Origin of the sequence: Sphingopyxis sp. LK2115, from assembly GCF_014595975.1 — a bacterium.
Lineage (GTDB): Bacteria > Pseudomonadota > Alphaproteobacteria > Sphingomonadales > Sphingomonadaceae > Sphingopyxis.
On record NZ_JABWGQ010000060.1, the window covers coordinates 23,678 to 48,774 of the forward strand.

General features: G+C 66.4%; 22 protein-coding genes. 12 read left to right on the forward strand and 10 right to left on the reverse strand.

What is annotated here, in order from left to right; all coding sequences use genetic code 11:
• Positions 1-21 precede the first annotated feature (21 nt).
• A complete protein-coding gene (locus tag HUW43_RS14280) occupies positions 22-1,515 on the forward strand; it encodes a trypsin-like peptidase domain-containing protein (protein WP_188238028.1) in 1,494 nt (497 codons plus the stop codon).
• Between the two features lie 205 nt (positions 1,516-1,720).
• Here HUW43_RS14280 and HUW43_RS14285 read toward each other — a convergent pair whose 3' ends face one another.
• The 4 genes from HUW43_RS14285 to HUW43_RS14300 are packed head-to-tail and all read right to left on the reverse strand — an operon-like array spanning position 1,721 to position 5,574.
• Complete coding sequence (locus HUW43_RS14285; protein WP_188238029.1) at positions 1,721-2,761, reverse strand: phosphotransferase family protein; 1,041 nt, start codon at positions 2,759-2,761, stop codon at positions 1,721-1,723.
• Positions 2,758-3,849: a hypothetical protein gene (locus HUW43_RS14290; RefSeq protein ID WP_188238030.1), complete on the reverse strand. Its 1,092-nt coding sequence runs from the start codon at positions 3,847-3,849 to the stop codon at positions 2,758-2,760. Before HUW43_RS14290 ends, HUW43_RS14285 begins: the two co-directional genes overlap by 4 nt.
• Before the next feature lie 49 nt (positions 3,850-3,898).
• Positions 3,899-4,747: a metallophosphoesterase family protein gene (locus tag HUW43_RS14295; protein ID WP_188238031.1), complete on the reverse strand. Its 849-nt coding sequence runs from the start codon at positions 4,745-4,747 to the stop codon at positions 3,899-3,901.
• Positions 4,744-5,574: a diacylglycerol/lipid kinase family protein gene (locus HUW43_RS14300; RefSeq protein ID WP_188238032.1), complete on the reverse strand. Its 831-nt coding sequence runs from the start codon at positions 5,572-5,574 to the stop codon at positions 4,744-4,746. Before HUW43_RS14300 ends, HUW43_RS14295 begins: the two co-directional genes overlap by 4 nt.
• Positions 5,575-5,698: 124 nt before the next feature.
• Here HUW43_RS14300 and HUW43_RS14305 point away from each other — a divergent pair, with 124 nt between their 5' ends.
• From HUW43_RS14305 to HUW43_RS14315, 3 genes are read left to right on the forward strand one after another with little or no spacing between them, the layout of a single operon-like run.
• Entirely contained in the window at positions 5,699-6,622 is a 924-nt protein-coding gene (locus HUW43_RS14305) for an alpha/beta hydrolase (RefSeq protein ID WP_223181554.1), read from the forward strand.
• Complete coding sequence (locus HUW43_RS14310; RefSeq protein ID WP_188238034.1) at positions 6,619-7,413, forward strand: nucleotidyltransferase family protein; 795 nt, start codon at positions 6,619-6,621, stop codon at positions 7,411-7,413. Before HUW43_RS14305 ends, HUW43_RS14310 begins: the two co-directional genes overlap by 4 nt.
• Complete coding sequence (locus HUW43_RS14315) at positions 7,410-8,174, forward strand: sugar phosphate nucleotidyltransferase (protein ID WP_188238035.1); 765 nt, start codon at positions 7,410-7,412, stop codon at positions 8,172-8,174. Before HUW43_RS14310 ends, HUW43_RS14315 begins: the two co-directional genes overlap by 4 nt.
• Here HUW43_RS14315 and HUW43_RS14320 read toward each other — a convergent pair.
• Genes HUW43_RS14320 through HUW43_RS14340 form a run of 5 tightly spaced genes read right to left on the reverse strand, consistent with a single transcriptional unit; the run spans position 8,162 to position 13,077 of the window.
• Complete coding sequence (locus tag HUW43_RS14320) at positions 8,162-8,590, reverse strand: HIT family protein (RefSeq protein WP_188238036.1); 429 nt, start codon at positions 8,588-8,590, stop codon at positions 8,162-8,164. The two genes, HUW43_RS14315 and HUW43_RS14320, sit on opposite strands and share 13 nt — an antisense overlap.
• Positions 8,587-9,690 (reverse strand): CDP-alcohol phosphatidyltransferase family protein, encoded by a 1,104-nt coding sequence (locus HUW43_RS14325; RefSeq protein WP_188238037.1) that lies wholly within the window; start codon positions 9,688-9,690, stop codon positions 8,587-8,589. Before HUW43_RS14325 ends, HUW43_RS14320 begins: the two co-directional genes overlap by 4 nt.
• Entirely contained in the window at positions 9,687-10,826 is a 1,140-nt protein-coding gene (locus tag HUW43_RS14330; protein WP_188238038.1) for a hypothetical protein, read from the reverse strand. The genes HUW43_RS14325 and HUW43_RS14330 overlap by 4 nt, the downstream gene beginning before the upstream one ends.
• On the reverse strand, positions 10,826-11,536 hold the full coding sequence (locus tag HUW43_RS14335; RefSeq protein WP_188238039.1) for an HAD family hydrolase: 711 nt from the start codon (positions 11,534-11,536) through the stop codon (positions 10,826-10,828). Before HUW43_RS14335 ends, HUW43_RS14330 begins: the two co-directional genes overlap by 1 nt.
• A complete protein-coding gene (locus tag HUW43_RS14340) occupies positions 11,533-13,077 on the reverse strand; it encodes a lipopolysaccharide biosynthesis protein (RefSeq protein WP_223181555.1) in 1,545 nt (514 codons plus the stop codon). Before HUW43_RS14340 ends, HUW43_RS14335 begins: the two co-directional genes overlap by 4 nt.
• Positions 13,078-13,371: 294 nt before the next feature.
• On the opposite strand from HUW43_RS14340, the gene HUW43_RS14345 reads away from it, so the two are divergent.
• Genes HUW43_RS14345 through zapE form a run of 3 tightly spaced genes read left to right on the forward strand, consistent with a single transcriptional unit; the run spans position 13,372 to position 15,831 of the window.
• On the forward strand, positions 13,372-14,154 hold the full coding sequence (locus HUW43_RS14345; RefSeq protein ID WP_188238040.1) for a succinate dehydrogenase iron-sulfur subunit: 783 nt from the start codon (positions 13,372-13,374) through the stop codon (positions 14,152-14,154).
• 52 nt (positions 14,155-14,206) lie between these two features.
• Positions 14,207-14,695, forward strand: coding sequence for a PaaI family thioesterase (locus HUW43_RS14350; protein ID WP_188238041.1), 489 nt, complete (start codon positions 14,207-14,209; stop codon positions 14,693-14,695).
• A complete protein-coding gene (zapE, locus tag HUW43_RS14355) occupies positions 14,692-15,831 on the forward strand; it encodes a cell division protein ZapE (RefSeq protein WP_188238042.1) in 1,140 nt (379 codons plus the stop codon). The genes HUW43_RS14350 and zapE overlap by 4 nt, the downstream gene beginning before the upstream one ends.
• Here the strand turns inward: zapE and HUW43_RS14360 are convergent.
• Positions 15,784-16,827 (reverse strand): polysaccharide deacetylase family protein, encoded by a 1,044-nt coding sequence (locus HUW43_RS14360; protein ID WP_188238043.1) that lies wholly within the window; start codon positions 16,825-16,827, stop codon positions 15,784-15,786. The two genes, zapE and HUW43_RS14360, sit on opposite strands and share 48 nt — an antisense overlap.
• A gap of 284 nt (positions 16,828-17,111) precedes the next feature.
• Here HUW43_RS14360 and mdh point away from each other — a divergent pair, with 284 nt between their 5' ends.
• The 5 genes from mdh (at position 17,112) to lpdA (ending at position 25,097) form a co-directional block, all read left to right on the forward strand.
• Positions 17,112-18,074, forward strand: a complete 963-nt coding sequence (gene mdh / locus HUW43_RS14365; protein ID WP_188238044.1) for a malate dehydrogenase — start codon at positions 17,112-17,114, stop codon at positions 18,072-18,074.
• Between the two features lie 123 nt (positions 18,075-18,197).
• The gene (gene sucD / locus HUW43_RS14370; RefSeq protein WP_188238045.1) at positions 18,198-19,088 is read left to right on the forward strand and encodes a succinate--CoA ligase subunit alpha; all 891 of its coding nucleotides are present in this window, start codon (positions 18,198-18,200) and stop codon (positions 19,086-19,088) included.
• A gap of 408 nt (positions 19,089-19,496) precedes the next feature.
• Entirely contained in the window at positions 19,497-22,319 is a 2,823-nt protein-coding gene (locus HUW43_RS14375; protein WP_188238046.1) for a 2-oxoglutarate dehydrogenase E1 component, read from the forward strand.
• A gap of 20 nt (positions 22,320-22,339) precedes the next feature.
• Positions 22,340-23,557 carry a 2-oxoglutarate dehydrogenase complex dihydrolipoyllysine-residue succinyltransferase gene (gene odhB / locus HUW43_RS14380; protein ID WP_188238047.1) on the forward strand — a complete coding sequence of 406 codons (1,218 nt, stop codon included), beginning with the start codon at positions 22,340-22,342 and terminating at the stop codon, positions 23,555-23,557.
• Positions 23,558-23,699: 142 nt separating this feature from the next.
• On the forward strand, positions 23,700-25,097 hold the full coding sequence (lpdA, locus tag HUW43_RS14385) for a dihydrolipoyl dehydrogenase (protein ID WP_188238048.1): 1,398 nt from the start codon (positions 23,700-23,702) through the stop codon (positions 25,095-25,097).

Here is a 25,097-nt window from a genome sequence, read left to right on the forward strand (position 1 = left end):
AGACGAAGAGGATTTCCGATCGTGCGTTACGTATATGGCATCACTTCGGCCTTGCTGGCGGGTGGCACCGCGCTGGCGCTGGTCACCCAGTCGCCCGTCGGCGCGCAGGTCGCGCAGAACGAACAGAGCGAGATGGCCCGTGTCGTTCCGCGCGCCGGCGCGCCCGACAGCTTTGCCGACCTCGTCGAACAATTGCAGCCCGCGGTCGTCAATATCTCGACGCGGCAGGAGGTGACGCTCGGCGTCCGGCTCAACCCCTTTGCGGGCACGCGCGAGCCGATCACGCAGGAGCAGCAGGGCGGCGGATCGGGTTTCCTCATTTCGTCGGACGGCTATATTGTCACCAACAATCATGTGATTTCGGGCGGACCGCGCGGCGAGGCGGTGAACGAGGTCACCGTTACGCTCACCAACCAGCGCGAATATAAGGCCAAGATCGTCGGCCGCGACGCGGCGTCGGACCTTGCATTGCTCAAGATCGACGCATCGGGCCTGCCCTTTGTCAAATTCGCCCAGGGCAGCCCGGCGCGCGTCGGCGACTGGGTGGTCGCGATCGGCAACCCGCTCGGCCTCGGCTCGACGGTGACCGCGGGGATCATCTCGGCGGTGCAGCGCAACATCGGCCAGGGCGGCGCCTATGACCGCTATATCCAGACCGATACCGCGATCAACCGCGGCAATTCGGGCGGTCCGCTGTTCGACCTGCAAGGCAATGTCGTCGGCATCAACAATATGCTGATTTCGCCTGTCGGCGCGAACATCGGCGTCAATTTCGCGATTCCCGCCGAAGCGGCGATCCCGGTGATCGAGGCGCTGCGCGCGGGCGAGCGGCCGCAGCGCGGCTATCTGGGCATCGGCATCGTTCCGGTGACCGAGGATATGGCGGCCGCGCTTGGCCTGCCCAAGGACCGCGGCGAGTTCGTGCAGCGCGTCGAACCCGGCGAAGCAGGCGAAAAGGCCGGGCTGAAGCGCGGCGACGTGGTGCTGAAGGTCAACGGCCGGGATGTGACGCCGCAGCAGACCTTGTCCTATATCGTCGCCAACACCAAGCCGGGCACGCGCATCCCGCTCGAGGTCATTCGCGACGGGCGAACGATGACGCTTAACGCCGTCGTCGGCACGCGCCCACCCGAAGAGCAGCTCGCCGCGGACAATTTCGACCCCGAAGAGGAACAGACGATGCCGGAGGATCCCTCCGGCGCGGCAGACGAGACGATCCAGAACAGCCTGGGCATGGCGGTGCAGCCGCTGACCCCGGCGATCGCGCGCGCCGTGGGCATCGACCCCGACAGCAAGGGACTGGTGATCGGCGCCGTCGCGGGCAGCAGCGATGCGGGCCGCAAGGGGCTGCGTCGCGGCGACGCGATCCTGAGCGCCAACCGCACGCCGGTCACTTCGGCAGAGGCGCTGGCGAAGGTCATCGGCGACGCAAAGAAGGCGGGCCGCGATGCGGTGCTGCTCGAAATCCTGCGTCGCGGCGGACCGTCGGCCTTTATCGCGATCCGCATCAAATAAGCGGCGGCGGACACGCCGCACCCGATCGGGGCGCTGCCGCGGCAGCGCCCCTTTTCTTTGGCGATCGTATCTTTTGCAAACATGGTGAGCGCCGCGACTGCGGAGGAGCGCGGTTGTGGGGCCGGGTTAAGCTGAGGCGCAGCCATTTAGCCGTCGTCATCCCGGCCGTCGCCGGGAAGGCGTTTTTATCGAAAGACATTGGCGGTTAAAGCAGGTCGAGACTGCCGAGATCGAGCGCCTGGCGCGCCGGGCGCTCGGCCATCAGCGCGAACATTTCGTCGCCGCGCGGCGTGCGTTCGACGCTCATCGAGGCAAAGACCGCCATAAAATAACCGCTGAGCGCGCCGACGCGATAGTCGGTCCACAGCGCGTCGGGATCCGGCGCAATCCCGCGTCGGCGCAGCGCCGCGATCCACCGGTCGAACGCCGGCCGGTCGGCGGCGGCGCGCTCGGCCGGATCGGCGATGCCGGTGCCGACGAGATAGGCCAGGTCAGCGGCACCGCTTCCGCGCCCCAGCGTCTGCCAGTCGACGAGCCAGCAGGCATCGCCGTGCGGCGCGAACAGGATATTGTCGATCCTCAGGTCGCCGTGAACGATAGTCCGCGCCGCGGGTTCGCGCGCCAGATAGCGGTCGAGTCGCGCCACGATCCCGGCGCCGAGGTCCAGCACCGCAGGCGCGAGCCGCGCCGCATAGCGTTCGCGAAATCCCGCATAAAGCTGCGGAAAGAGCGCGCGGACCACATCGCCATTATCGCGTGCGAGCCAGGGCAGCGTGCCCAGCCGCGGGTCGTTCCAGAGCAGCGCGTGCAGCGCCGCCGCCGCGTCGATACAGGGGGTAAGCCCGGCGGCGTCGATGCCCGCGAGCTGATCGCCCTGCCGGGCGGGCGCCAGGTCGGCGAGGATGAGGATGAAATCGACATCATTGCCCGCGATTTCGGCATGGTAGCAATGCGGCGCCGCGACACCGCTGTCCGCCGCGAATTCGCGATACCAGCTGACTTCCTTGACATAGGTGCCGGTCAGCCGCGCGATATGGCGGCTCGCTTCGTCGTGGCTCGGACATTTGGCGATGACGCTCGTCGGGCCGCGCACACCGTCCGCCCAGTCGAGCGTCAGTCGAAAGCTGTCGCACATCTGCCCCGTGCCGACCTTCGCAGCGGTAAAGCCCCGGAGCTGGCCGGGATGCCCCAGCACCGCGCCGAGCCAGTCGGGCGTCATCGCGCCGGGCGCGGTCGGAATGCTCAAGGTGCGGGGTCCATCGGCCCCGACAGGCCGGTCGGCGCGTGCGGCCCGACGAACAATTGTTCGAGCACGCCGATGCCGCGGTGGAGCGTGCCGCCGTCGGCGAGGTCGGCGGTGACGAACGCCTGGATGTGCATCGCCAGCGGGTTGGCCCAGCCGCGCTCCTCGGCCGTCAGCGCGTCGTGCGCAACGACGACGTCCGGGCCATGATCCAGCCCATGTCCCCAGACGGGGTGCGTATAGCCGAGCCCGCTCATCGCGAACACGGGGCCGGTCGGGGTCAATGTCAGTCGCCGGTCGCCGCCGAGGTCGGCCGACAGGCCGGCGATGCGCCGCGTTCCGGGCTGCCAGGTGATTGCAAAGCGCGCGGCGTCGAAATGCGTCTCGGTGCCCTTGTCGGTCACGATGACGGCACGGCGGTTCCACGGCGCGCCCGCGGCATCGTCGTTGCTATGGAAGAACAGCGCGCGGTCGGCAAAATTGCACGGCGTCCACAGCCAGAAGAATTGCGCGAAATTGCCTTCGGGCGGCGGCTGCGGCTCGCTTGCGCCGACCGGCCTGACGCCCCAGCTGCGGTCGCGTGTGCCCGTCCAGCCATCGGTGACATCGACGCGCCGGTCGCCGACCGACAGCCAGCCCGACCAGCGGCCGCTCTGCGTCATGCGCGTATAGTCCATGAACAGGCGCGTCCCGTTGCGGCGCGTGAAGCGCGGTTCCTCGATCGGGAAATGGCGTCCCGCGAAGCGCAGTTCGCCCGCGAGCAGCCCGTCGTTCGGCGCGATGCGCAGCGTCACCGTTTCGAGCGGTGCGTCGATTGCAATTGCGACCGGCCCGACCGACAGGTCGAGCCGTTCGCCGCCCGACCGGCGGCTGGTGCGCAGGATATGCTGGACGTCATCGACGATGACCGAAAAGCTGGCGTCGACGATCCCCAGCTGCGGATAAAAGCCCATCGCGGCGGCGAAAAAGACCGACCCGTCGGGCGCATAGCCGTTGAAGAAATAGCGGTCGTAGAAATTGCGGTCGGTGCCCGCGAACGCGATCGGCTCGGCGCGCTGGTGCAGCGGGAAATCGTCGCCCTTGGTCAGCATCGTTCCTCATCCCGTTTTTTGTTGCAACCTAACGGGACAGGCGCGTGCGTCAATGCACCGGCGGATCGACGGGCGGGACGGCGCGGACGGGCGCGACGGGGTCGCCGGGATCGCGCGGTGGCAGCGCGTCGGCCGGGATGTCGCTAATCTGCATGTCGCGGGTCGGCACGTCGGCCAGATTGCGCACGCGCACCGACAGCGCCTGGTCCCTGACCAGCAGGTCGTTGAAGCTCGGCGGGGTCGATCGGATGCGCTGCGACAGCGTCCCGGCGCCGATCATGCGGATCGGCCCGCTCGCGGTCGGTTTCACCAGATCGAAAGCGTCATGGACGTGGCCGGTCAGCACCGCTGTCACCTTGCGTTCCGCCAGTGCCGCCAGCGCGCGTTCGCCGCCGCGGGTCAGGGCGCGCCCTTTCGTTCCCGCCTCGACCAGCGGATGATGCGCGGTGACGAGCACCATGGTGCCGGGGGCCAGCGCGTCGATGGCCGCGAGCGTGCGGGTCAGCGCCTTGGCGGTCACCCGTCCTTTCGACCAGTCGAGCCGCCACTGCGCGCGCGCGGTCGTCTTGAGCGGCACGATCGCCAGGCCGGGCAGGTCGATTTCGCGTTCGACGAGCCGCTCGATGCGGCGGATGCGGCGATAGGGATAAAAGAAGCGCGCGACGGGATTGAAATAGGGCAGGTCGTGGTTGCCGACCTCGACCGTCACGGGCACGTCGAGCGTTTCGATCCAGTCGCACGCCGCGGCAAACTCGCGCGCGCGCGCCCGCATCGTGAGGTCGCCGGTGATGAGGACCGCGTCGGGGCGTTCGGCGCGGACGCAATCGGTAAACCAGTCGAGCGCCGCGGGGTCTTCGAGCCCGAAATGCAGGTCGCTGATATGAAAGAGCCGCGTCATGCCGTCGCGATGAAATCGACCGCGCTCGTGCCGAGCGCAAAGCGCGCGGGCGATTCCGTTTCCCTAAGTTCGCCGTCATATTCGAGGCTGATCGGCGCTTCGCTTTCGAGGATGATCGTGTCGCCGGTCGCGACGTGCTCGCTCGGCCCGTCGCGAAAATCGCCACCGAGCCAGGCGAGGCCGTGGTGGAGCACATCGGCGGGGCCTTCGGCGACGATGCCGTCGGCGCGAATGCCGCGCGCGGTCGGGGTCAGGATGATCGCGGGCCAGTCGCGATCCTGACCCGCGATGCGCACACCGGGCGCGTTCAACATGGCGTCCAGCGCGTCGGGCGCCTCGCGGCTCGCCTCGATCAGCCCGTCCCGCCGCATCGTTTCGCGCACTTCGGCCCAGCGCGTCGCGGGACCGGCAACGATCGTGATGAAGGCATCGCCGTCTTTTGAACGGACCACCGGCACCGGGCGCCGACAGCCTTTGCCCCGCAGCACGTCCGCCAATATGTCGCGCGCCTTGCGGTCGCCGTGGAGCGCCTTGGACAGGAGGTTGAGCGTGCCGCCGGGCAGCGGCAGGATCGCGCCGTCCCACCCCGCCGCGTTGCGTGCCGCCGCGTTGATCGTGCCGTCGCCAGTCCAGACGATCAAAAGGTCGATTTGCCGCCGGGCCAGTTCGGCGGCATCGGGAATCGCATCGTCGGGCAGCGCAAAGGTCGCCGCGAGCGGGGCGCCCCGTTCGCGGCAGACCGCCTCGATCGCATCAAGCATCGCGCGGTCGTGGCTGCCGCTCTGGCTGTTGCAGACGAGGGCGGGACGGGAAAAGGGGCTGGTCATCGCCTGTTCCTACGCGCGAGCGGGCAAAAGGTCGCGCGCCGCGCCAATGTTCCGCGCTTGTGACGCGCCGCGCGGCGCTGTAGGGCGCGGCGGGATGGCGACGCGGCTTTGCAAGGGACGGCGATTGATCAAGATCCTTTTCGTGCTGCTGCTGCTCGTGCTGCTGTTCGGCGGCGGCGCCAGGATGATCGTCGCGGGCGGCGCGAAATCGCTCAATCTGGCCGACCGGCTGCTGGGACAGGGCGATGGGGCGCGGCGGCTGATCGCCGACCAGCCCTATGGGCGCGGGCCGCGCCAGTCGCTCGACATCTGGGTGCCCGACAGCCTGCGCGAAGGCGACCGCTTGCCCGTCGTGGTCTTTTTTTATGGCGGCGGCTGGAACAGCGGCGAACGGGGCGATTATGGCTTCGCGGGACGCGCGCTCGCACGGCAGGGCTTTGTCGTCGTCATCCCCGACTACCGGCTGGTGCCGAAGGCGCATTGGCCCGATTTTCTGGAGGACAGCGCCGCGGCGGTCGCGTGGACGCATGAACATATTGCAAAGCTGGGCGGCGATCCCGACCGCATCGCACTGATGGGGCATTCGGCGGGCGCCTATAATGCCGCGATGCTCGCGCTCGACGCGCAATGGCTGCGCGCGGCAAAGAGCGATCCGTCGATCGTCCGCGGCGTCGCGGGGCTGGCCGGGCCTTATGACTTCCTGCCGCTCGAAAAGGGCGGCCGCGCCGAAAAGGCGATGGGCAAGGTTCGGCCGATCGAACGGACGCAGCCGATCCGCTTCGCGCGCGGCGACGCGCCGCCGCTGTGGCTTGCGAGCGGCGACGAGGACGATGTGGTGCGCCCGCGCAACAGCCAGAATCTCGCCGCCGCGATCGAGCGCGCGGGCGGGTCGGCGACGCTGCGCATCTATCCCGGCATCGGCCACACCGGGATCGTCATGGCGCTCGCCGCGCCGTTCCAGAGCCGCGGGCCGGTGCTCGACGAAGCGAGCGATTTCCTGCGCGGGGTGACCGCGCGCCGTATCGCGCCGGTGGACGCCGCGCGATGAACGGCCCGATCGCGGCGATCGTGCTTGCGGGCAGCCGTCCCGGCCCCGACCCGCTGCTGAGCGGCACGGGCGTATCGACCAAGGCGCTGCTGCCCGTCGCGGGGCGGCCGATGCTCGCCCATGTCGTGACCGCGCTGCGTGCCGCGCCCGACGTGGGGGCGATCACCATATTGGCGCAGGACAGCGCTGCGCTTGCCGCCGAACCCGGCCTCGCCGGCATCGCCGACCTGCATTTTGCCGATTCGGGACAGGGGATCAGCAGTTCGCTCGCCGCCGCCTTGCCGCCCGGCGACGATCCGCTGCTCGTCACCACCGCCGACAATGTGCTGCTCACCCCGGCGATGATCGCCGAGTTTCTGCGCGGCGCGGCGGACAGCGACGTCGCCGTCGCGATGGTCGAACGTGACGTGCTGCTGGCGCGCTATCCCGAATCGCGGCGCACCTGGCTCAAGTTCCGTGGCGGCTGGTGGTCGGGCGCAAATCTCTTTCGCCTGCGCGGACGGCGGGTATTGCCGCTGCTCGACTTGTGGGGGCGGATCGAGCGCGACCGCAAGAAGGGGCTGAAGATCGTCGCGGCGTTCGGGCCGTGGCTGCTGCTCGGCGCGCTGCTGCGTCTCTTCACGGTCCAGCAGGGCGTCGCGCGGGCGGGGCGGCGCTTTGGCCTTGCGGCAAAGGTCGTGCCGATGTCCCAGCCTGAAGCGTGCATCGACGCCGACAAGCCCGCCGACATCGAACTGATCGAAGCGATATTTGCCGCGCGGGGCGAAGCCGTTATAGGGCGGCGGCCATGACCATCGCCAAAGCCATCATCCTGTCGGCCGGACAGGGCTCGCGTCTGCTGCCGCTGACCCGCGACATCCCCAAATGCCTGATCGAACTGGGCGGCCGCAGCCTGATCAGCTGGCAGGTTGCGGCGCTCGTCGCGAACGGGATCAAGGACATTGTCGTCGTCACGGGTTTCCGCACGGAGCGCGTCGAGGACCATGCGCTCCAGCTTTATCGTGACACGGGCGCGCGCATCCGCACCCTGTTCAATCCCTTCTTTCAGGTCGCCGACAATCTGGGCACCTGCTGGATCGCGCGCGAGGAGATGGACCGCGATTTCATCATCCTCAATGGCGATACGATCGTTTCGGACGAAATCGTGGCAAAGCTGATCGAGGGTGCGAAGGAACCGATCACCGTCACCGTCGACGTCAAAACCGACTATGACGACGACGATATGAAGGTGAACCGTGATGCCGAGGGGCGGCTGCACCAGATCGGCAAAAGGTTGCTGCCGCCCGACACCAATGCCGAATCGATCGGGATGCTGGCGTTCGTCGGCGACGGCCCGTCGATCTTTCGCAACCAGGTCGATCAGATGATGCGCACGCCCGACGGGGTCGAGCGCTGGTATCTGCGCGCGATTGACATCATCGCCAGGGGCAACCGTGTCGGCACGGTGTCGATCGAAGGGCTGGAATGGCAGGAAGTCGACTTCCCGCAGGATGTCGAGGCCGCTGCGGCGCTGACCGAAAAATGGGCCAAAGAAGGCCGCTACGCGAAATAGGGTTTGAGCCAGTCGGCAAGCGCCGCGATCTGGCTGTCGTCGAGCTTTACCGCTTGCGCCAGATCGGGCTGACCCGGCCAGCCCGCGTCGGGGACGGTCAATCCCGCGCCGCTGCGTTCGCCGTCATAACGGGGCAGGACGTGGAAATGAACGTGCGGGTCGACCATCATCAGCATCAGATAATTGATCTTGGCATAGCCGACGGCTTGGCCCAGCGCCTTTTCGATGGCGGCGGTAGCGACCTTGAGTTCGGCGTGCGCTTCGCCGGGAAGGTCGCCGAATGCCGTCGCGTCCGATTTCGCCGCGAGCACCAGCGCGCCCAGCGTGGGTTGCGCGGGGCGAAGCAGCACCACCCAATGCCCATAGTCGGCGATCAAAGTCGCGGGGTGGCCGAATTTTTCGATCGTGGCGTTCATGCGTCCTCCATCCAGCTGACGATCGCTTTGCCCGCGCGCCGTGCCGCATAGGCCTGCACCAGCTGCACGGCATGGACGAGCAGCGAGATGACCGTCCACCATGCCACCGCGATCAGCCCGATGTCGGGGCGCCCGGCGAGGGTGGCGAAAAAAAGGATCGCGAAATTGGGGTTGCGCCGCGCGGTGATCAGGCGGAACTGGCTGTCGAACCGGCGCCAGACATGGATGTCCATGCCGAAATCCTTGATGAACAATCCCTCGATCACGCGCTGGAGGATATAGCCCGCAACGATGGCAATCATCACGATCAGGAAGGTCTGATCGGGCAGCGCCAGGCCCCAGGCGCCCAGGCCGACGCCCCAGAAATACCACCAGAAAGGCGGGTGAATGAGGTCGACGCCATGGTCGGCGACATTGCCCCATTTCGACGAAGTGATCGTGCAGCGCGCGAGCTTTCCGTCGACCGTGTCAAGCACCATAAAGATGAAAGCCGCGAGCATTCCCGTCCAATAATGGCCGTAAGCGAAGAGCCAGGTCGCATAGATGCACAGCGCCGCGCCGATCGCGGTCACCATGTTCGGCGTCATGCCGATGCTGGCCGCCCCGCGCGTCAGCCACAGGGCGAGTTCGGGCCACAGATATTTGGTGAGCGCGTCGGTCACGCCCTTGTAGGCGCCGAAATAGCTTTTCCGTTCGATCGCGCGCCGCGTTTCGGGGGTCAGCGGCTGGATGAAGGGACAGTCGAGCTTGCGGAGCTGCCGGTTATAGATTTGCGGATTGCCCTGATAGTCGATGATCGACAGCGCGTCACGGTTGGCGGCAATGTCGCGCGGCGTCATGCCGCCGACCAGATGCGCCATCACCAGCGCGTCGCCGTCCATCACCACCGTGCCGGGACGCGCGGCGACATGACGCAGCCACACGGGATCGAAGACATAGGCCAGATTGACGTAAAGCCGCGCGCCCGATGGCCCCGCCGTCTCCGGCAGCCCTTCGGCGCGCGCCAGCCGGCGCAGGCGTTCGGCATTGGTCATGCCCCAGATCGGGGTCGGATTGTCGCCGATCGGCGTCAGCGCGGGGAGAGAATGATCGTCGGTCATCCGCCGCTCTTATCCTGCGCCGCGTCCTTTGCAAGGAAGTGCAGGATGGCTTTGGCGCCGCGCGCTGCCGCACCCGTGGGGTCGCCGCCGATCGATTCGGCGAGGCGCGCGCGCTGGGCACCGGCATAGATCGGATGGCGGCCGGGGGCGGCGTCGAGCGCGGCGGGCAGCTCTGCGAGGTCGTCGAGAACATCGCCAAGCGTCCAGAAGAGATAGTCGGGATCGCCCGCCCATTCGACCCGGTGGGCGTTGAGGAAAACGCACGGCCGCGGCGTCGCCAGAAACTCGTACACCTGGCTGCTGACATCGCCGAGATAAAGGTCGGCGCCGCTGGTATAGCTCATGTCGAACAGGCGTTCGGAGCCGAGGTCGATGTGGATCTTGCCCGGAACGGCAAGCCGCTCGACTTCGCCGCGCTCGGCGACGCTCGCATCGGCGAACAGGCGGACGTGCGGCGCGACGACCAGGTTGTAGCGATCCTGCGCCGCGAACCAGTCGATGATCGCGCGCCCGAACCGGTCCCACGACGACAGGTCGCGCCGGAAATGCGGTGCGTAGAGGATGGTCGGCCGGCCATTTGCGAAGATCGGCCTTCGCGACCTTTGCAGGCGGCGCATCAGGTCGAGCTTTACATAGCCGGTCACCGCATAATGGCCGGGGCGGATCGTTCCTGCCTCGATCATCCGCCTCTCGCTCTTTTCGCCCGCGACGAGCGCGAAATCGAAATGGCGATCGCGCGCATCGAAGGTGATCGCGCGGTCGCCGGCGCCGTGCGGCGTGAAGATAAGGCGCGTCCGGCGCGGCAGGAAATGGCGGATGGCTGTCGTCGTCCGTTCGGGAACGACGATCGCATCGAAACGGCGGAGGAAGGAGATCGCGCCCATCAGGGTCGGCAGGCGCGGATTGCGGAACAGGCCGCGCGCGCGAAGCCAGCGCGCGATGCCCTTTTGGCCAAGCAGCGTGATTTGCGGCGCGAATCCCGGATAGGCGAGCATGACCTGCTGCACGACGGGCAGATGATCTTCGCTCGCCACCGCGACCTCGACCGGCTGACCCGTCGCGGCCATTTCGGCGGCAATGGGCAGCGCGTGGAACAGGTGGTGCGGCTCGCCGATGAAGAGGAAGAGGATGCGCATCAACGAACCTTTGTTGACGCCGCTGCGGCGGCATCCTCGAAATCGGCGACCCGCCAGCCATGTTTGGCGGCGAGATGGCCGACCTTGTCGCCGCGCCCGACGAGCCATGCCTCGCGCGCCAGCGCAAAGGTCGGTGCGTCGCTGACATGGTCCGAATAGGCGCGGATATGGGCGCCTTCGCACCCGTTGGCGGCAAGCCATTCGGCGACGCGCCGCGCCTTTTCGGCGCCATAGCAATTGCGTCCGTCGAGCGCGGGCAACCAGTTTCCGGCGGCGTCACGGCGATGGCGCGACGCAACGATGGCATCGAAGCCGAGCGCGTCGGCGATCGCGCGCGCGTAAAACTCGGGCGCCGCGGTCGCCATCAGCAGCCGGAAACCTTCGGCGCGGTCGCGCGCGATGCAGGCGGCGGCGCCCGGCGGCACGTCGCGCGGCACGCGCCACGCCGCAAACTGCGTCGCGAGCCGCTCGGCGCGTGCCTGCGCGATGGTGCGACCAATCATCAGGCGGATCGCCGCGGGCTTGAACCGGTCGCGGTTATACAGGCCGAGTGCGTGGCCGATCATCAGCGCCGCGAGCGCGGGGAGCAGCAGCAACCGCCACGGTGCGTCGCGCCGCGCCGCCCACAGCAGGAACAGCGTAAAGGTCGGGGTGCGCAGCACGGTGCGGTCGAGGTCATAGACCGCGATGCGGAGCGGGGTGTCGGTCATCGGTCGTCGGGTCCGATCAGGCGAAGGCGGCGCGCGGTCTTGCCGAGCGAGGCCCGGTCGGCGAACGGCAGGGCAAAGCGCAGCGCCAGCCAGATCGCGGCGGCGGCGATGACCAGCAGCAAGGGCAGCGCGACCGCGTCGGGCAGCAGGTCGGCGAGCATCGCGGCAACCCCGGCGACGATCGTGATGCCGATCCCGCGTAGCGCCACCGCCGGAAACTGCGCATCGAAGGGATGCAGCCGCTCGACCGCGGCGAGTTGCAGCGTCGGGATCGCGGCCATCACGGCCAGCCCGATCGCGGTCGCCAGCGTCACGCCGGTCAGCGGGTCGATATGGCCGAACATCAGCCATCCGGCGGCAACGGCGACGGCAACCCCGAGGATGCTGGCGGTGAGCTGATGGCGAAAGGCGGCCACGACCTGCAGCACCGGCGCCGAGATGCCCAGCACCGCCTCGGCCGCGCGCGCGAAGAGCAGGATGACGAGCGCCGCCTGCGCCGCCTGCGCCTGGTCGCCGAACAGGCTGAGCAGCGAGGCGCTGCCCGCGGCGAGCACGGCGGCGAGCGGCAGCGCGATCGCCGCGATCAGCCGCGTCGCATAGGCATAGATGTCGGCGACCTGGCGCCGGTCGCGGCGCTCGGCGCTCGCGGCGAGCGGCGCCATCACATAGGTGAAGGCGATGCGCACCAGCTGCACGACGCTCGACAGCTTGCGCGCGATGGTGAAGAGGCCCGCCGCCGCCGCGCCCGCCGCGCCGGGGAGCAGCATGTTGAGGATCAGCGCGGGCGCGTCGCCGAACAGCCGGGTGATGACGTTCGACGGCAGGATCGACAGCCCCGCCCAGAAAGTGTCGCGCGATGTCTGTCCGGCCCATGGACCGCGCCAGAGATCGGCAAAGCTATACTGGCTTGCGAGCAGGCGGACCGACAGCGCGGCGGTGATGCCAAGCGAGCAGAGGTGCGCGACGAACAGGCCCTTGAGACCGAGGCCGCCGGCAAAGAAGAGGCCCGCGAAGGCGAGACGCAGCAATTGTTCCCACACGATACGCAGCCGGATTTCGGCGCCGAACACCATGCGCGCGCGCAACGCCGACGTCGCAATTTCGACAAAAGCCCAGAGCGGCAGCGCCCAGACGAAAATCCTGATCGCCGGGATGACAAGATCGCGATCCTGTGCCGCGACATTCAGCAGCGGCCCCAGTTCGGCAGCGAATATCGAAATCAGCGCGGCGACGAGGATGCACGGCCCGACGCCGAAAATCATCGCGGTGCGCAGCGCCGCCGCCGCCTCGGCGTCGCTTGCCGATTGCGGCACGGTGCGCTGCATCGCGCTGGTCATGCCAAGGTCGAAGATGTTTTCAATAAGGTTCACCGCGGCCCACAGCACGGCGTAAAGGCCATAGCCCGCAAGGCCGAACATCAGGACATAGAGGGGCTGTGCGATGATTTCGACCACCGCGCCCAACCGCGCGAGCACCGTCGTGCCGAGTCCGCGCGCGACGCTGCGGCTGGTGACGGCAGGGTGATCGGCAGCTTCGCTCATCCCTGCCGCACCTAGCCTTAGTTGGCGGGTGAATAAAGCGATCTTCCCTTGCCCTTGATGGGGGCGGCAGCGCGCCCCGGATCAGGTGCCGGGCGCCGCGGAGGGGTGGGGTCTCGGCCCGCCGCGACGGTGCAGGGACCACCATCACCGCGATCCGATTTCGCCTGATCGCCTTGCGATAAGGCCGCCTATGCTTCCTCCACAAAAGGGGGAGGGCATTTCGCGTCATCACCCCCTTGTCGGCGCCGTCAATCGGGTCTAGTCGATCCCGCGACTGCATGATTGGAGCCCGACATGGCCGAATTCCGCCTTCCCAAGAACAGCCGTCCGCAAAAGGGCGGCAAGGTCCACACGGCCGAAGGCGCCGCCAACGTCAAAAGATTCAAAGTCTATCGCTATGACCCCGACAAGGGGCAGAACCCGCATTTCGATACGTTCGAGATCGACACCGACAAATGCGGCCCGATGGTGCTCGACGCGCTCATCAAGATGAAGAGCGAGCAGGATGCGACGCTGACGTTCCGCCGCTCGTGCCGCGAGGGCATTTGCGGCAGCTGTTCGATGAACATGAACGGCAAGAACGGCCTCGCCTGCACCACCGCGATCGACGATCTGAAGGGCGACATCACAATCACCCCGCTGCCGTCGATGGACGTCATCAAGGATCTGGTTCCCGACTTCACCCATTTCTATGCGCAATATGCTTCGATCGAACCCTGGCTGAAGACCAAGACGACGACGCCGAGCGGCAAGGAGCGGCTGCAATCGCCCGCCGATCGCGAAAAGCTCGACGGGCTGTACGAGTGCATCCTGTGCGCCTGCTGCTCGACGAGTTGCCCCAGCTATTGGTGGAACAGCGACAAGTTCCTTGGCCCCGCGATCCTGCTCCAGGCCTATCGCTGGCTCGCCGACAGCCGCGACGAGATGACCGGCGAGCGGCTTGACGAGCTGGAAGATCCCTTCCGCCTCTATCGCTGTCACACGATCATGAACTGCGCCAACGCCTGCCCCAAGGGGTTGAGCCCCGCGCGCGCGATCGCCGAGATCAAGAAGCTCGAGGCCGAGCGGCAGCTTTGATGTTGGCGGTTGCCAGCGGTCGGTGCCGTTTCGCCTTTGCGAAAGGCGAAATGTGAACGACGGCATCGAGGAACCGAAGCGCCGCGACCATTTCAGCGCCGAGGAACTGGACGGCGGCTGGGTCAGCTGGAATCTGAAAGACCCGACGCGCTTCAACGCCTTTATCGAACCGCTGACCGTGCGGGTCGAGGCGCCGACACCCGACGGACGCCCGCGCGCGCGGGTGCGCATGATCCCCGAACGCAAGCACAGCAATCTGGGCGACAATGTTCATGGCGCGGTGACGCTCGCGCTCGTCGATATCGCGCTGTTCGCGGCTTCGCACCAGTTCGCCTCGCTCAACGCGGGTCATTCGGTGACGCTCGATCTGTCGACGCAATTCGTTGGTGCGGGGCGCGTCGGCGAAGCTTTGGATGCGGTGGTCGAACTGGTGCGCGAGACGGGGCGGCTGATTTTCCTGCGCGGCCTCGTCGTGCAGGGCGCGGATGACAGCCATATTGTGCTGAGCTTTGCCGGGACGATCCGCAAGGCCAGCAAATGACCACCGTGCTTGCGGCCTATGACGCGCTCGTCGCGGCGGGCGAGCTTCGCCCCGATCCCGAACAGCGCGCGGCCGCCGCGCGGCTCGATCGCTTGCAGGCGGAGCTGGAGGCGGTGCCCAGGCGCGGCAGCCTGCTCTGGCGCCTCGCCGGTCGCAAGCCCGAGGCGCTGCGCGGCGTCTATTTGTGGGGCGCGGTCGGGCGCGGCAAATCGATGCTGATGGACCTGTTCTACGACCAGCTGGCGATCGAACGGAAACGGCGCGTCCATTTCCACGCCTTCATGCTCGACGTCCACGCCCGGATGCGCGAGGTCAGGAAAAGCGAGAGCGGCGATCCCATCCCGCTCGTCGCCGAGGCGCTGGCGGAGAATGTCCGCTGCCTCGCCTTCGACGAGATGGTGGTGAACAACAGCGCCGACGCGATGATCCTCTCGCGGCTGTTCACCGCGCTGATCGACCGGGGGGTGACGATGGTGGCGACGTCGAACCGGCCGCCGAAGGATCTCTACAAGGATGGGCTCAACCGCGAACATTTCCTGCCCTTCATCGCGCTCGTCGAGGATCGGCTCGACGTAATGGGGCTCAACGGCCCGACCGATTATCGGCGCGACCGGCTCGGCGACGGGGCGCGCTGGTTCGTGCCCGCCGACGATGCGGCCAGCGCGGCGCTGTCGGCGGCCTTTTTCCGCCTCACCGATTATCCGCCCGAAGACCGCGCACACGTTCCTTCGCTCGACCTTGATGTCGGCGGCGGCCGGACGCTGCATGTGCCGAAGGCGCTGAAGGGTGTTGCGGTCTTTTCGTTCAAGCGCCTGTGCGGCGAGGCGCGCGGCGCCGCCGATTACCTTGCGGTGGCGCGGCATTTTCACACCGTGATCATCGTCGGCATCCCGCGCATGGGGCCGGAAAATCGCAACGAGGCGGCGCGCTTCGTGACGGTGATCGACGCGCTCTATGAATATAAGGTCAAGCTGCTGGCCAGCGCGGAGGCGATGCCCGATGCGCTATATGTCGCGGGCGACGGCGCGTTCGAGTTCGAGCGCACCGCGAGCCGCCTCGCCGAAATGCAGTCCGACGACTATCTTGCGCTAGGCCATGGCGAGCAGGATGCCCCCGGCGATCTTTCCCCAGCGTGACGTGTTGGCGGTGACATAGGCGAGGCTGCGGACATAGCGCACCTCGTGGGCAAGATGGCCCGCCGCCTGCTGGGCGGTGCGGCGCAATGTCCGCATGGGGCGCGGTTCGGGTGGCCTGATCGATCCCGGCCGCGCGGGCGGCGGGGGCAGGTCGGCGAAACCGCCGCTGGTCACGCGGCCGTCGTCGGCGACCGCCTGGCACAGCGCCTCCATCCGCGCGATCGCCAGCCGGTTGGCAACGGCGCGGTCGCGGCTCAACAGCTCGAAACTGTGGCTGAAGGCCGAAAACTGGATCGCACCGCTGTCGGCCGCGTGGCCGAGCGCATCGCGCATTTCTTCCTCGGACATGGCGCACAGCTGTGCCGGCCGAAAGCTGTCGGCGCGGTCCATCAGCCCGCTGACCGGCACTTCGCACACGCCATGGTGCATCCGCATCCCGATATTGCCGCGGTCGAGCGCGATGTCACAGCCATGGCCGACATAGGCGCCGTTGAAACTGCTGTCATAGGCGAAGCCCAGCGCGGCGAGCGCGCGCAGCGTATCGTCATTGGCGCCGAAATTGCCCGCGCGAAAGGCGACGGGGTCGGGCGCACCGGCGCGCACCAGCATGTCCGCCGCCAGCCCGATCAGCTTTTTCTGCGCGGCAAGCGGAAAGTCGCCGATGTTGCGCCCGGTCAGCCGCCCGACCGGATTGAAGCGGGCAAAGGCGAGCCATTCGGTGTGGATGTGGAGCTGGACCTCGTGCCCGCGCGCGACGATCGGCGCGACGATGTCGCGGACGATCGACGGCCCATAGACGAGCGCAGGCATCGGATCGACGAAAAACACGCCCTTGAGGCCGTATCTGTCGAGCATGTCCATCTGGAAATGGATGCCGAAATCGCCGTCGCGACAGCGGCCGAGGATCGAGCTTTCAAAATTGGCGCGCGCGTCATCGCCCCGCTGATACAGGCCTGCCGACAATTCGGTGTCAAAGCTGATGATCGCGCGCGTCATCGCTCGCGCGTAACAAAGCGGGGATAAGGGAGGGTTAATTCGTCGCTGCGGGATAGGTGGGCCACAGTGGCCCATGCGATCGGCAAACCCTTTGGCGCATTGATAAAAGATATTGCGAACTATTAGCAAAAAAAGGCGGGAAATCGAGCTTTTCCCGGTTGTTTCGTCGGAGGAATCGGCGTAGGGGCGTCGCCAGTCTTGGGACCGGCAGCGGAGCTTTGGCCCGTGCTCCCGCCGGTCTGTGAACCAATGCCGGGCTTGCCAGGAAGGGAGTGCCGCGCGCCATGGGACGCAAGAAGATCGCTTTGATCGGAGCCGGGAATATCGGCGGAACGCTGGCGCTGCTCGCCGCGCAGAAGGAACTCGGCGACATTGTCCTGTTCGACGTTGTCGAAGGCGTGCCGCAGGGCAAGGCGCTCGACCTGTCGCAGGTCGGCCCGATCGCGGGCTTCGATGCCAGGATCACCGGCTCGAACGACTATGCGGACATTGCGGGCGCTGACGTCATCATCGTCACCGCCGGGGTCGCGCGCAAGCCGGGCATGAGCCGCGACGATCTGCTTGGCATCAACCTGAAGGTCATGAAGGCGGTCGGCGAAGGCATCAAGGCCAACGCCCCCGACGCCTTTGTCATCTGCATCACCAATCCGCTCGACGCGATGGTGTGGGCGCTGCGCGAGTTTTCGGGCCTGCCGCACAACAAGGTCGTCGGCATGGCCGGCGTGCTCGACTCGGCGCGCTTCAGCCACTTCATCGCTGACGAATTCGACGTGTCGGTAAAGGATGTGAACACCTTCGTCCTCGGCGGCCACGGCGACACGATGGTGCCGGTGGTGCGCTACTCGACCGTCAACGGCATTCCGGTCCCCGATCTTGTCAGGATGGGCCTGTCGAATCAGGACAGGATCGACGCGATCGTCAAGCGCACCCGCGGCGGCGGCGGCGAGATCGTCGCGCTGCTCGGCACCGGCTCGGCCTTCTACGCCCCGGCCGCGAGCGGCATCGCGATGGCCGAAGCCTATCTGGGCGACCAGAAGCGCATCCTGCCCTGCGCCGCCTATGTCGACGGCCAGTATGGCGTCGATGGCCTGTATGTCGGCGTGCCGGTGCTGATCGGCGCGAACGGAGTCGAGAAGATCGTCGAGATCGAACTCGACGATGCCGACAAGGCGGGTCTTCAGGTCTCGGTCGATGCGGTCAGGGAATTGCTCGAGGCGTGCAGGAAGCTTGATCCCAGCCTTGCATAAGTTGCCGCGCCACCGCGACGGCGGCGGGCCATCACCGGCGCTCAAAAAATGGGGTCGCCGGTGGGTCCATATCTGGAGATGGGCCCCCGCCTTCGCGGGGGCGCGAGAAACGGAACGAAACCAATGAGCATCCTGATCGACAAGAATACCAAGGTCATCACGCAGGGCATGACCGGCGCCACCGGCACCTTTCACACCGAACAGGCGCTTGCTTACGGCACGCAGATGGTCGGCGGCGTGACGCCCGGCAAGGGCGGCACGACGCACATCGGCCTGCCGATGTTCAACACCGTCGACGAAGCGAAACATGCGACGGGCGCGACCGCGTCGGTCATCTATGTGCCGCCGCCGTTCGCCGCCGATTCGATCCTCGAGGCGATCGACGCCGAAATCCCGCTGATCGTCTGCATCACCGAGGGCATCCCGGTGCTCGACATGGTCAAGGTGAAGCGCGCGCTGTCGGGTTCGAAGTCGCGGCTGATCGGACCGAACTGCCCCGGCGTGCTGACCCCCGACGAATGCAAGATCGGCATCATGCCCGGCAACATCTTCAAAAAGGGCAGCGTCGGCGTCGTCTCGCGATCGGGCACGCTGACCTATGAAGCGGTGTTCCAGACCTCGAACGTCGGGCTGGGTCAGACGACTGCGGTCGGCATCGGCGGCGATCCGGTCAACGGCACCAACTTCATCGACGTGCTCGAACTTTTCCTTGCCGATGACGAAACCAAGTCGATCATCATGATCGGCGAGATCGGCGGCGACGCCGAGGAGCAGGCGGCGCAGTTCCTGATCGACGAAGCCAGGCGCGGGCGCAAGAAGCCGATGGCGGGCTTTATCGCGGGCCGCACGGCGCCTCCGGGCCGCCGCATGGGCCATGCCGGGGCGATCGTGTCGGGCGGTAAGGGCGACGCCGAAAGCAAGATTGCGGCGATGGAGGCTGCGGGCATCAAGGTGTCGGCAAGCCCGTCGGAACTCGGCACGACGCTGGCCGAAGTGCTGAAAGAGCGCGTTTGATTATGGAGCGGCCTGCTGATTCATGTGTCCCCGCGACGGCGGGGGCACACGGAAAGGCAGGGCTGAAGATGGTCCGGCCCGGCGATGTTTAATCATGGCCTGCGGAAAAAGGGGGCCATCGATAACGGTGTGACGCGCGATCTGCCGCAGCGTGCATGGCAGCATCGCGAGGGCGTGATCGAAGGGTTTGCGAAGGAATAAGCTGTAAGCGGCTGGCGTGGTTTGAAGTTTTCGGGAGCATTCACGACGCCCGGCAGTTTTTGGCGCGGATGAAAAAATGGAACCGGGCGTGGAAGATCGGCCGCATCGAGGAACGCAATCCCGATTGCGCCGATTTGTTGGAAACGCTTGTTTGTAACCCCAGGAAATGCGCCCCTGCCTTTGCGGGGGCGCTGCGAGTGTGAGATTATGAACCTCGAGAAACAAAGCTTCGACATCGACGAGCCGCAGGCCGGTCCCAGCTGGGCGCCGAAAAACTGGCCGCTGATCGACAGCGACGATTTGACCGCCGCGCTCGACCCGCAGCAGATGCAGGTCGCGGTGAAGGCGGCGGCAGCGAAAGCGGGTGCGCCGCTGTCGAACGCCGAGGTCGAGCGCGCGGCGAATGATTCGATCCGCGCGATGATGCTGATCCGCACCTATCGCGTGCGCGGCCACCTTGCCGCGACGCTCGATCCGCTGGGACTCAGCCAGCGCGAGCTGCCCGCAGACCTGACCCCCGAATATCATGGTTTCGTCGGCGCCGATCTCGACCGGCCGATCTGGCTCGGCGGCGCGCTGGGGTTGGAAAAGGCGACGGTGCGCGAGATCGTCGCGATTTTGCAAGCCAATTATTGCGGCCATGTCGGCCTTGAATATATGCACATCTCCGACGTCGAGGAGCGCCGCTTCCTGCAGGAGCGGATGGAGGGCGCCGACAAGAGCGTCGAGTTCACGAGGGAAGGCAAGCAGGCGATCCTCAGGAAGGTGATCGAGGCCGAGGAGTGGGAGAAGTTCCTCGCGCGCAAATATGTCGGCACCAAGCGTTTCGGTCTCGACGGCGGCGAAGCGATGATCCCGGCGATGGAAGCGATCATCAAATATGGCGGCCAATATGGCGTCAAGGAAATCGTCTATGGCATGGCGCACCGCGGGCGGCTCAACATGCTCGCGAACGTCATGGCCAAGCCCTATCAGGTGATCTTCCACGAATTTGCCGGCGGCAGCGCCAACCCCGACGACATCGGCGGGTCGGGCGACGTCAAATATCACCTTGGCACCTCGACCGACCGCGAGTTCGACGGCATTTCGGTGCATATGTCGCTCGTCCCCAACCCCTCGCACCTTGAGGCGGTCGATCCCGTCGTGCTTGGCAAGGTGCGGGCGCAGCAGGTCGTGCGCGACGACCTCGTCAAGCATGAACAGGTGCTGCCCGTGCTCATCCACGGCGACGCGGCCTTTGCGGGGCAGGGAATCGTCTGGGAATGCCTCGGCTTTTCCGGTATTCGGGGCTATAATACCGGCGGTTGCATCCATTTTATCGTCAATAACCAGATCGGTTTTACAACCAGCCCGCAATTTGCCAGATCGTCCCCCTATCCGTCCGACGTCGCCAAGGGCGTGCAGGCGCCGATCCTGCACGTCAACGGCGACGATCCCGAAGCGGTGACCTTTGCGTGCAAGCTGGCGATCGATTTCCGCCAGCAGTTCAAGCGCGACGTCGTGATCGACATGTGGTGCTATCGCCGCTTCGGCCATAATGAGGGCGACGAGCCTTCGTTCACCCAGCCGCTGATGTACGAACGCATCCGCAAGCATCCGCCGGTGTCGCAGCTCTGCGCCGCAAAGCTCGAAGCCGAAGGCGTGATCGACGCGGGCTGGGCCGATGCGCGCCGCGCCGAATTCGTCGCGCGGCTTGAAAGCGATTTCGAGGCGGCGAAAAGCTACAAGCCGAACAAGGCCGACTGGTTCGCGGGCCGCTGGTCGGGGCTGTATGCGCCCACCGACCCCGAAAATGCGCGCCGCAACATCGCGACCGGGGTGACCGAAAAGCTGTTCGATTCGATCGGCCGCACGCTGACGACGATCCCCGCCGATGTCGAGGTCCACAAGACGCTGCGCCGCGTGATCGACGCGCGCGCCGCGATGTTCGCCGACAAGGAGGATGGCGAGGTGTTCGACTGGGCGACGGCCGAAAGCCTCGCCTTTGGCACCCTGCTCAGCGAAGGCTATCAGGTGCGCCTGTCGGGGCAGGATTCGGGGCGCGGCACCTTCAGCCAGCGCCACGCCGTCTGGGTCGACCAGAAGAGCGAAGAAAAATATGTGCCGCTGACCACCGTGCCGCACGGCCGGTTCGAGGTGCTCGACAGCCCGCTGTCCGAATATGGCGTGCTCGGCTTTGAATATGGCTATGCGATGGCCGATCCGAAGAGCCTTGTTCTGTGGGAAGCGCAGTTCGGCGACTTCGCCAACGGCGCGCAGATCATGATCGACCAGTTTGTCGCCGCGGGCGAGGCCAAATGGCTGCGCGCCAACGGGCTGGTGATGCTGCTCCCCCACGGTTATGAAGGGCAGGGACCGGAACACAGCTCGGCGCGCCTTGAACGCTTCCTGCAACTGTGCGCGGGCGACAATATCCAGGTGTGCAATATTTCGACCCCGTCGAATTATTTCCACGTCCTGCGCCGCCAGATGCTGCGCTCGTTCCGCAAGCCGCTGATCATCATGACGCCCAAGTCGCTGCTGCGGCACAGGCTGGCGGTGTCGCGGCGCAGCGACTTCATCGGCGACGCGCATTTCCGCCGCATCATGTCGGATCGCACTCCGCCCGCCGATGCCGACATCAAGCGCGTCGTGCTCTGTTCGGGCAAGGTCGGTTACGATCTGATGGAAGCGCGCGATGCCGCGGGGCTGACCGACACGACGGTGATCCGCATCGAGCAGCTCTATCCCTTCCCCGGCGAGGCGCTGGCCATTCGGTTGAAGCGGATGCCGAAGCTGGAAGATGTCGTCTGGGCGCAGGAAGAGCCGCGCAACAACGGCGCCTGGTTCTTCGTGGGCGAACTGATCGAGGAAGCGCTGGCCGAGGCGGGCAAGAAAGGCATGCGTCCGCGCTATGCCGGCCGCGCCTCCGCCGCCTCGCCCGCGACGGGGCTGATGAGCCGCCACCAGACCGAACAGTCGGCGCTCGTCGCCGACGCGCTCGGCCTGTCTGTTCGCGCCGAGATCCGCCGTACCAAGAATAAAGCCTAAGCCCCAAGGAACCGTAACTGATGAGCACCGAAGTCAAAGTCCCCACGCTGGGCGAAAGCGTTACCGAAGCGACGATCGGCGAATGGCTGAAACAGCCCGGCGAAGCGGTCGCGCTCGACGAACCGATCGCCAGCCTTGAAACCGACAAGGTCGCGGTCGAAGTGCCCTCGCCGGTCGCGGGTGTGATGGGGCAGCAGCTGGCCGCGGTTGGTGATACGGTGAACGTCGGCGCGGTGATCGCGACGGTCGAAGCGAGCGGCGCGGCCGCGGCACCGACCCCCGCGAAGCCCGAAGCCGCAGCGTCGGGCCCCGCCGCCACCGCGCCCGCGACCAGCGAAGGCGTCGATACGGTCGCGACCATGTCGCCCGCGGTGCGCCGCCTCGTGCTCGAACACGGACTCGACCCGACGAAGATCAAGGGCACGGGCAAGGACGGTCGGCTGACCAAGGAAGATGTGCTTGCCGCGGCGAATGCCGCGCCCGAAACGGCACCCGCTTCGCCCGCCCCTGCGGCGCCTGCCGCCAGCGGCGCGCCCGGCCGCCAGGAAGAGCGGGTCAAGATGACCCGCCTGCGGCAGACGATCGCCAAGCGACTGAAATCGGCGCAGGACACCGCGGCGATGCTGACGACCTTCAACGACGTCGACATGTCGGCGGTGATCGAGGCGCGCGCGCGGTACAAGGATCTCTTTGAAAAGAAGCATGGCGTCCGCCTCGGCTTCATGGGTTTCTTCACCAAGGCCGCGTGCCTGGCGCTGAAGGACATTCCCGCGGTCAACGGCCGGATCGATGGCGACGAGATCGTCTATAACAATTATATGGACATTTCGGTCGCGGTGAGCGGCCCCAGCGGGCTGGTCGTGCCGGTAATCCGCAACGCCGAAACGCTGAGCTTTGCCGAGATCGAAAAGACGATCGGCGATTTCGGCAAGCGCGCCAAGGAGGGCACGCTGACGATGGACGACATGGCCGGCGGCACCTTCACCATTTCCAACGGCGGCGTGTTCGGCAGTCTCATGTCGACCCCGATCATCAACCCGCCGCAGTCGGCGGTGCTCGGCCTTCACCGCATCGAAGATCGCGCGGTGGTGGTGAACGGCGAGGTTGTCGTGCGCCCGATGATGTATCTGGCGCTGAGCTATGACCATCGCCTGATCGACGGCCGCGAGGCGGTGACCTTCCTCAAGACGATCAAGGAGGCGATCGAAGATCCGACGCGGCTGTTGATCGATCTATAAAGGAGGCATCGAAACTGCCGTTCTTGATGTTTCCGGGAACCATCATGATCTGGATTGCCGCCGCGGCGATCGACCCTGTTTTCTCATATGTGCATCGGCTCCTCCCCTGACAAAGAGTGCGCTGCAAGCTTAGGTGACTATTATGGCTGATTACGACTATGACGTCCTTGTCATCGGTGCCGGTCCCGGCGGATATGTCGCGGCAATCCGCGCCGCGCAGCTGGGGCTCAAGACCGCGTGCGCCGAAGGGCGCGCGACGCTGGGCGGCACTTGCCTCAATGTCGGCTGCATCCCGTCGAAGGCGATGCTCCATGCGTCGGAGTATTTCGAGGCGGCGGCGGGCGGCGCGATGGCGGCGATGGGAATCAAGGTGAAGCCCGAACTCGACCTTGGTGCGATGCACGGCCAGCGCAAGGATGCGGTCAAGGGGCTGACCGGCGGGATCGAGTTTCTGTTCAAGAAGAACAAGATCGACTGGTTGAAGGGCTATGCCCGGTTCACGTCGGCCGACACGGTGGATGTCGCGGGCAAAAGCTATCGCGCGAAGAATATCATCATCGCGACCGGGTCGTCGGTGACGCCGCTTGCCGGTGTCGAGGTCGATAACGACAAGCAGATCATCGTCGATTCGACCGGCGCGCTCGAGCTTGCCAAGGTGCCGGGCCATATGGTCGTCATCGGCGGCGGGGTGATCGGGCTGGAACTGGGCAGCGTGTGGCGCCGCCTGGGCGCCAAGGTCACCTGCGTCGAGTTTCTCGACCAGATCCTGCCCGGCATGGACGCCGACGTGCGCAAGGAAGCGAACAAGATATTCAAGAAGCAGGGCATCGAGTTCAAGCTCAAGACCAAGGTGACGAAGGCCGAAGTGAAGGGCAAGAAGGCCGTCCTGACGCTCGAACCGGCAGCAGGCGGCGCGGCCGAAACGCTGGAAGCCGATGTCGTGCTCGTGTCGATCGGGCGCAAGCCCAACACCGACGGTCTTGCGCTCGACAAGGCGGGGCTAACCACCAACCAGCGCGGGCAGATCGAGATCGACCATGATTTCCGCACCGCGGTCAACGGCATCTGGGCGATCGGCGATGTCGTGCCGGGGCCAATGCTCGCGCATAAGGCCGAGGATGAAGGCATCGCCTGCGCCGAGAATATCGCGGGCCAGACGGGTATCGTGAACCACGACGTCATCCCGTCGGTCGTCTATACCTGGCCCGAAATCGCCGGCGTAGGCCTGACCGAGGAGCAGGCGAAGGAAAAGGGCGAGGTGAAGGTCGGCAAGTTCCCGATGCTCGCGAACAGCCGCGCCAAGACCAACCACGAACCCGACGGTTTTGTGAAAGTGATCGCCGACGCCAGGACCGACCGCGTGCTCGGCGTATGGTGCATCGCGAGCGTCGCGGGCACGATGATCGCGCAGGCGGCGCAGGCGATGGAGTTCGGCGCGACGTCCGAAGACATCGCCTATACCTGCCACGCGCACCCGACGCACAGCGAGGCGATCAAGGAAGCCGCGATGGCGGTGACGGGCAAGCCGATCCACATCTGA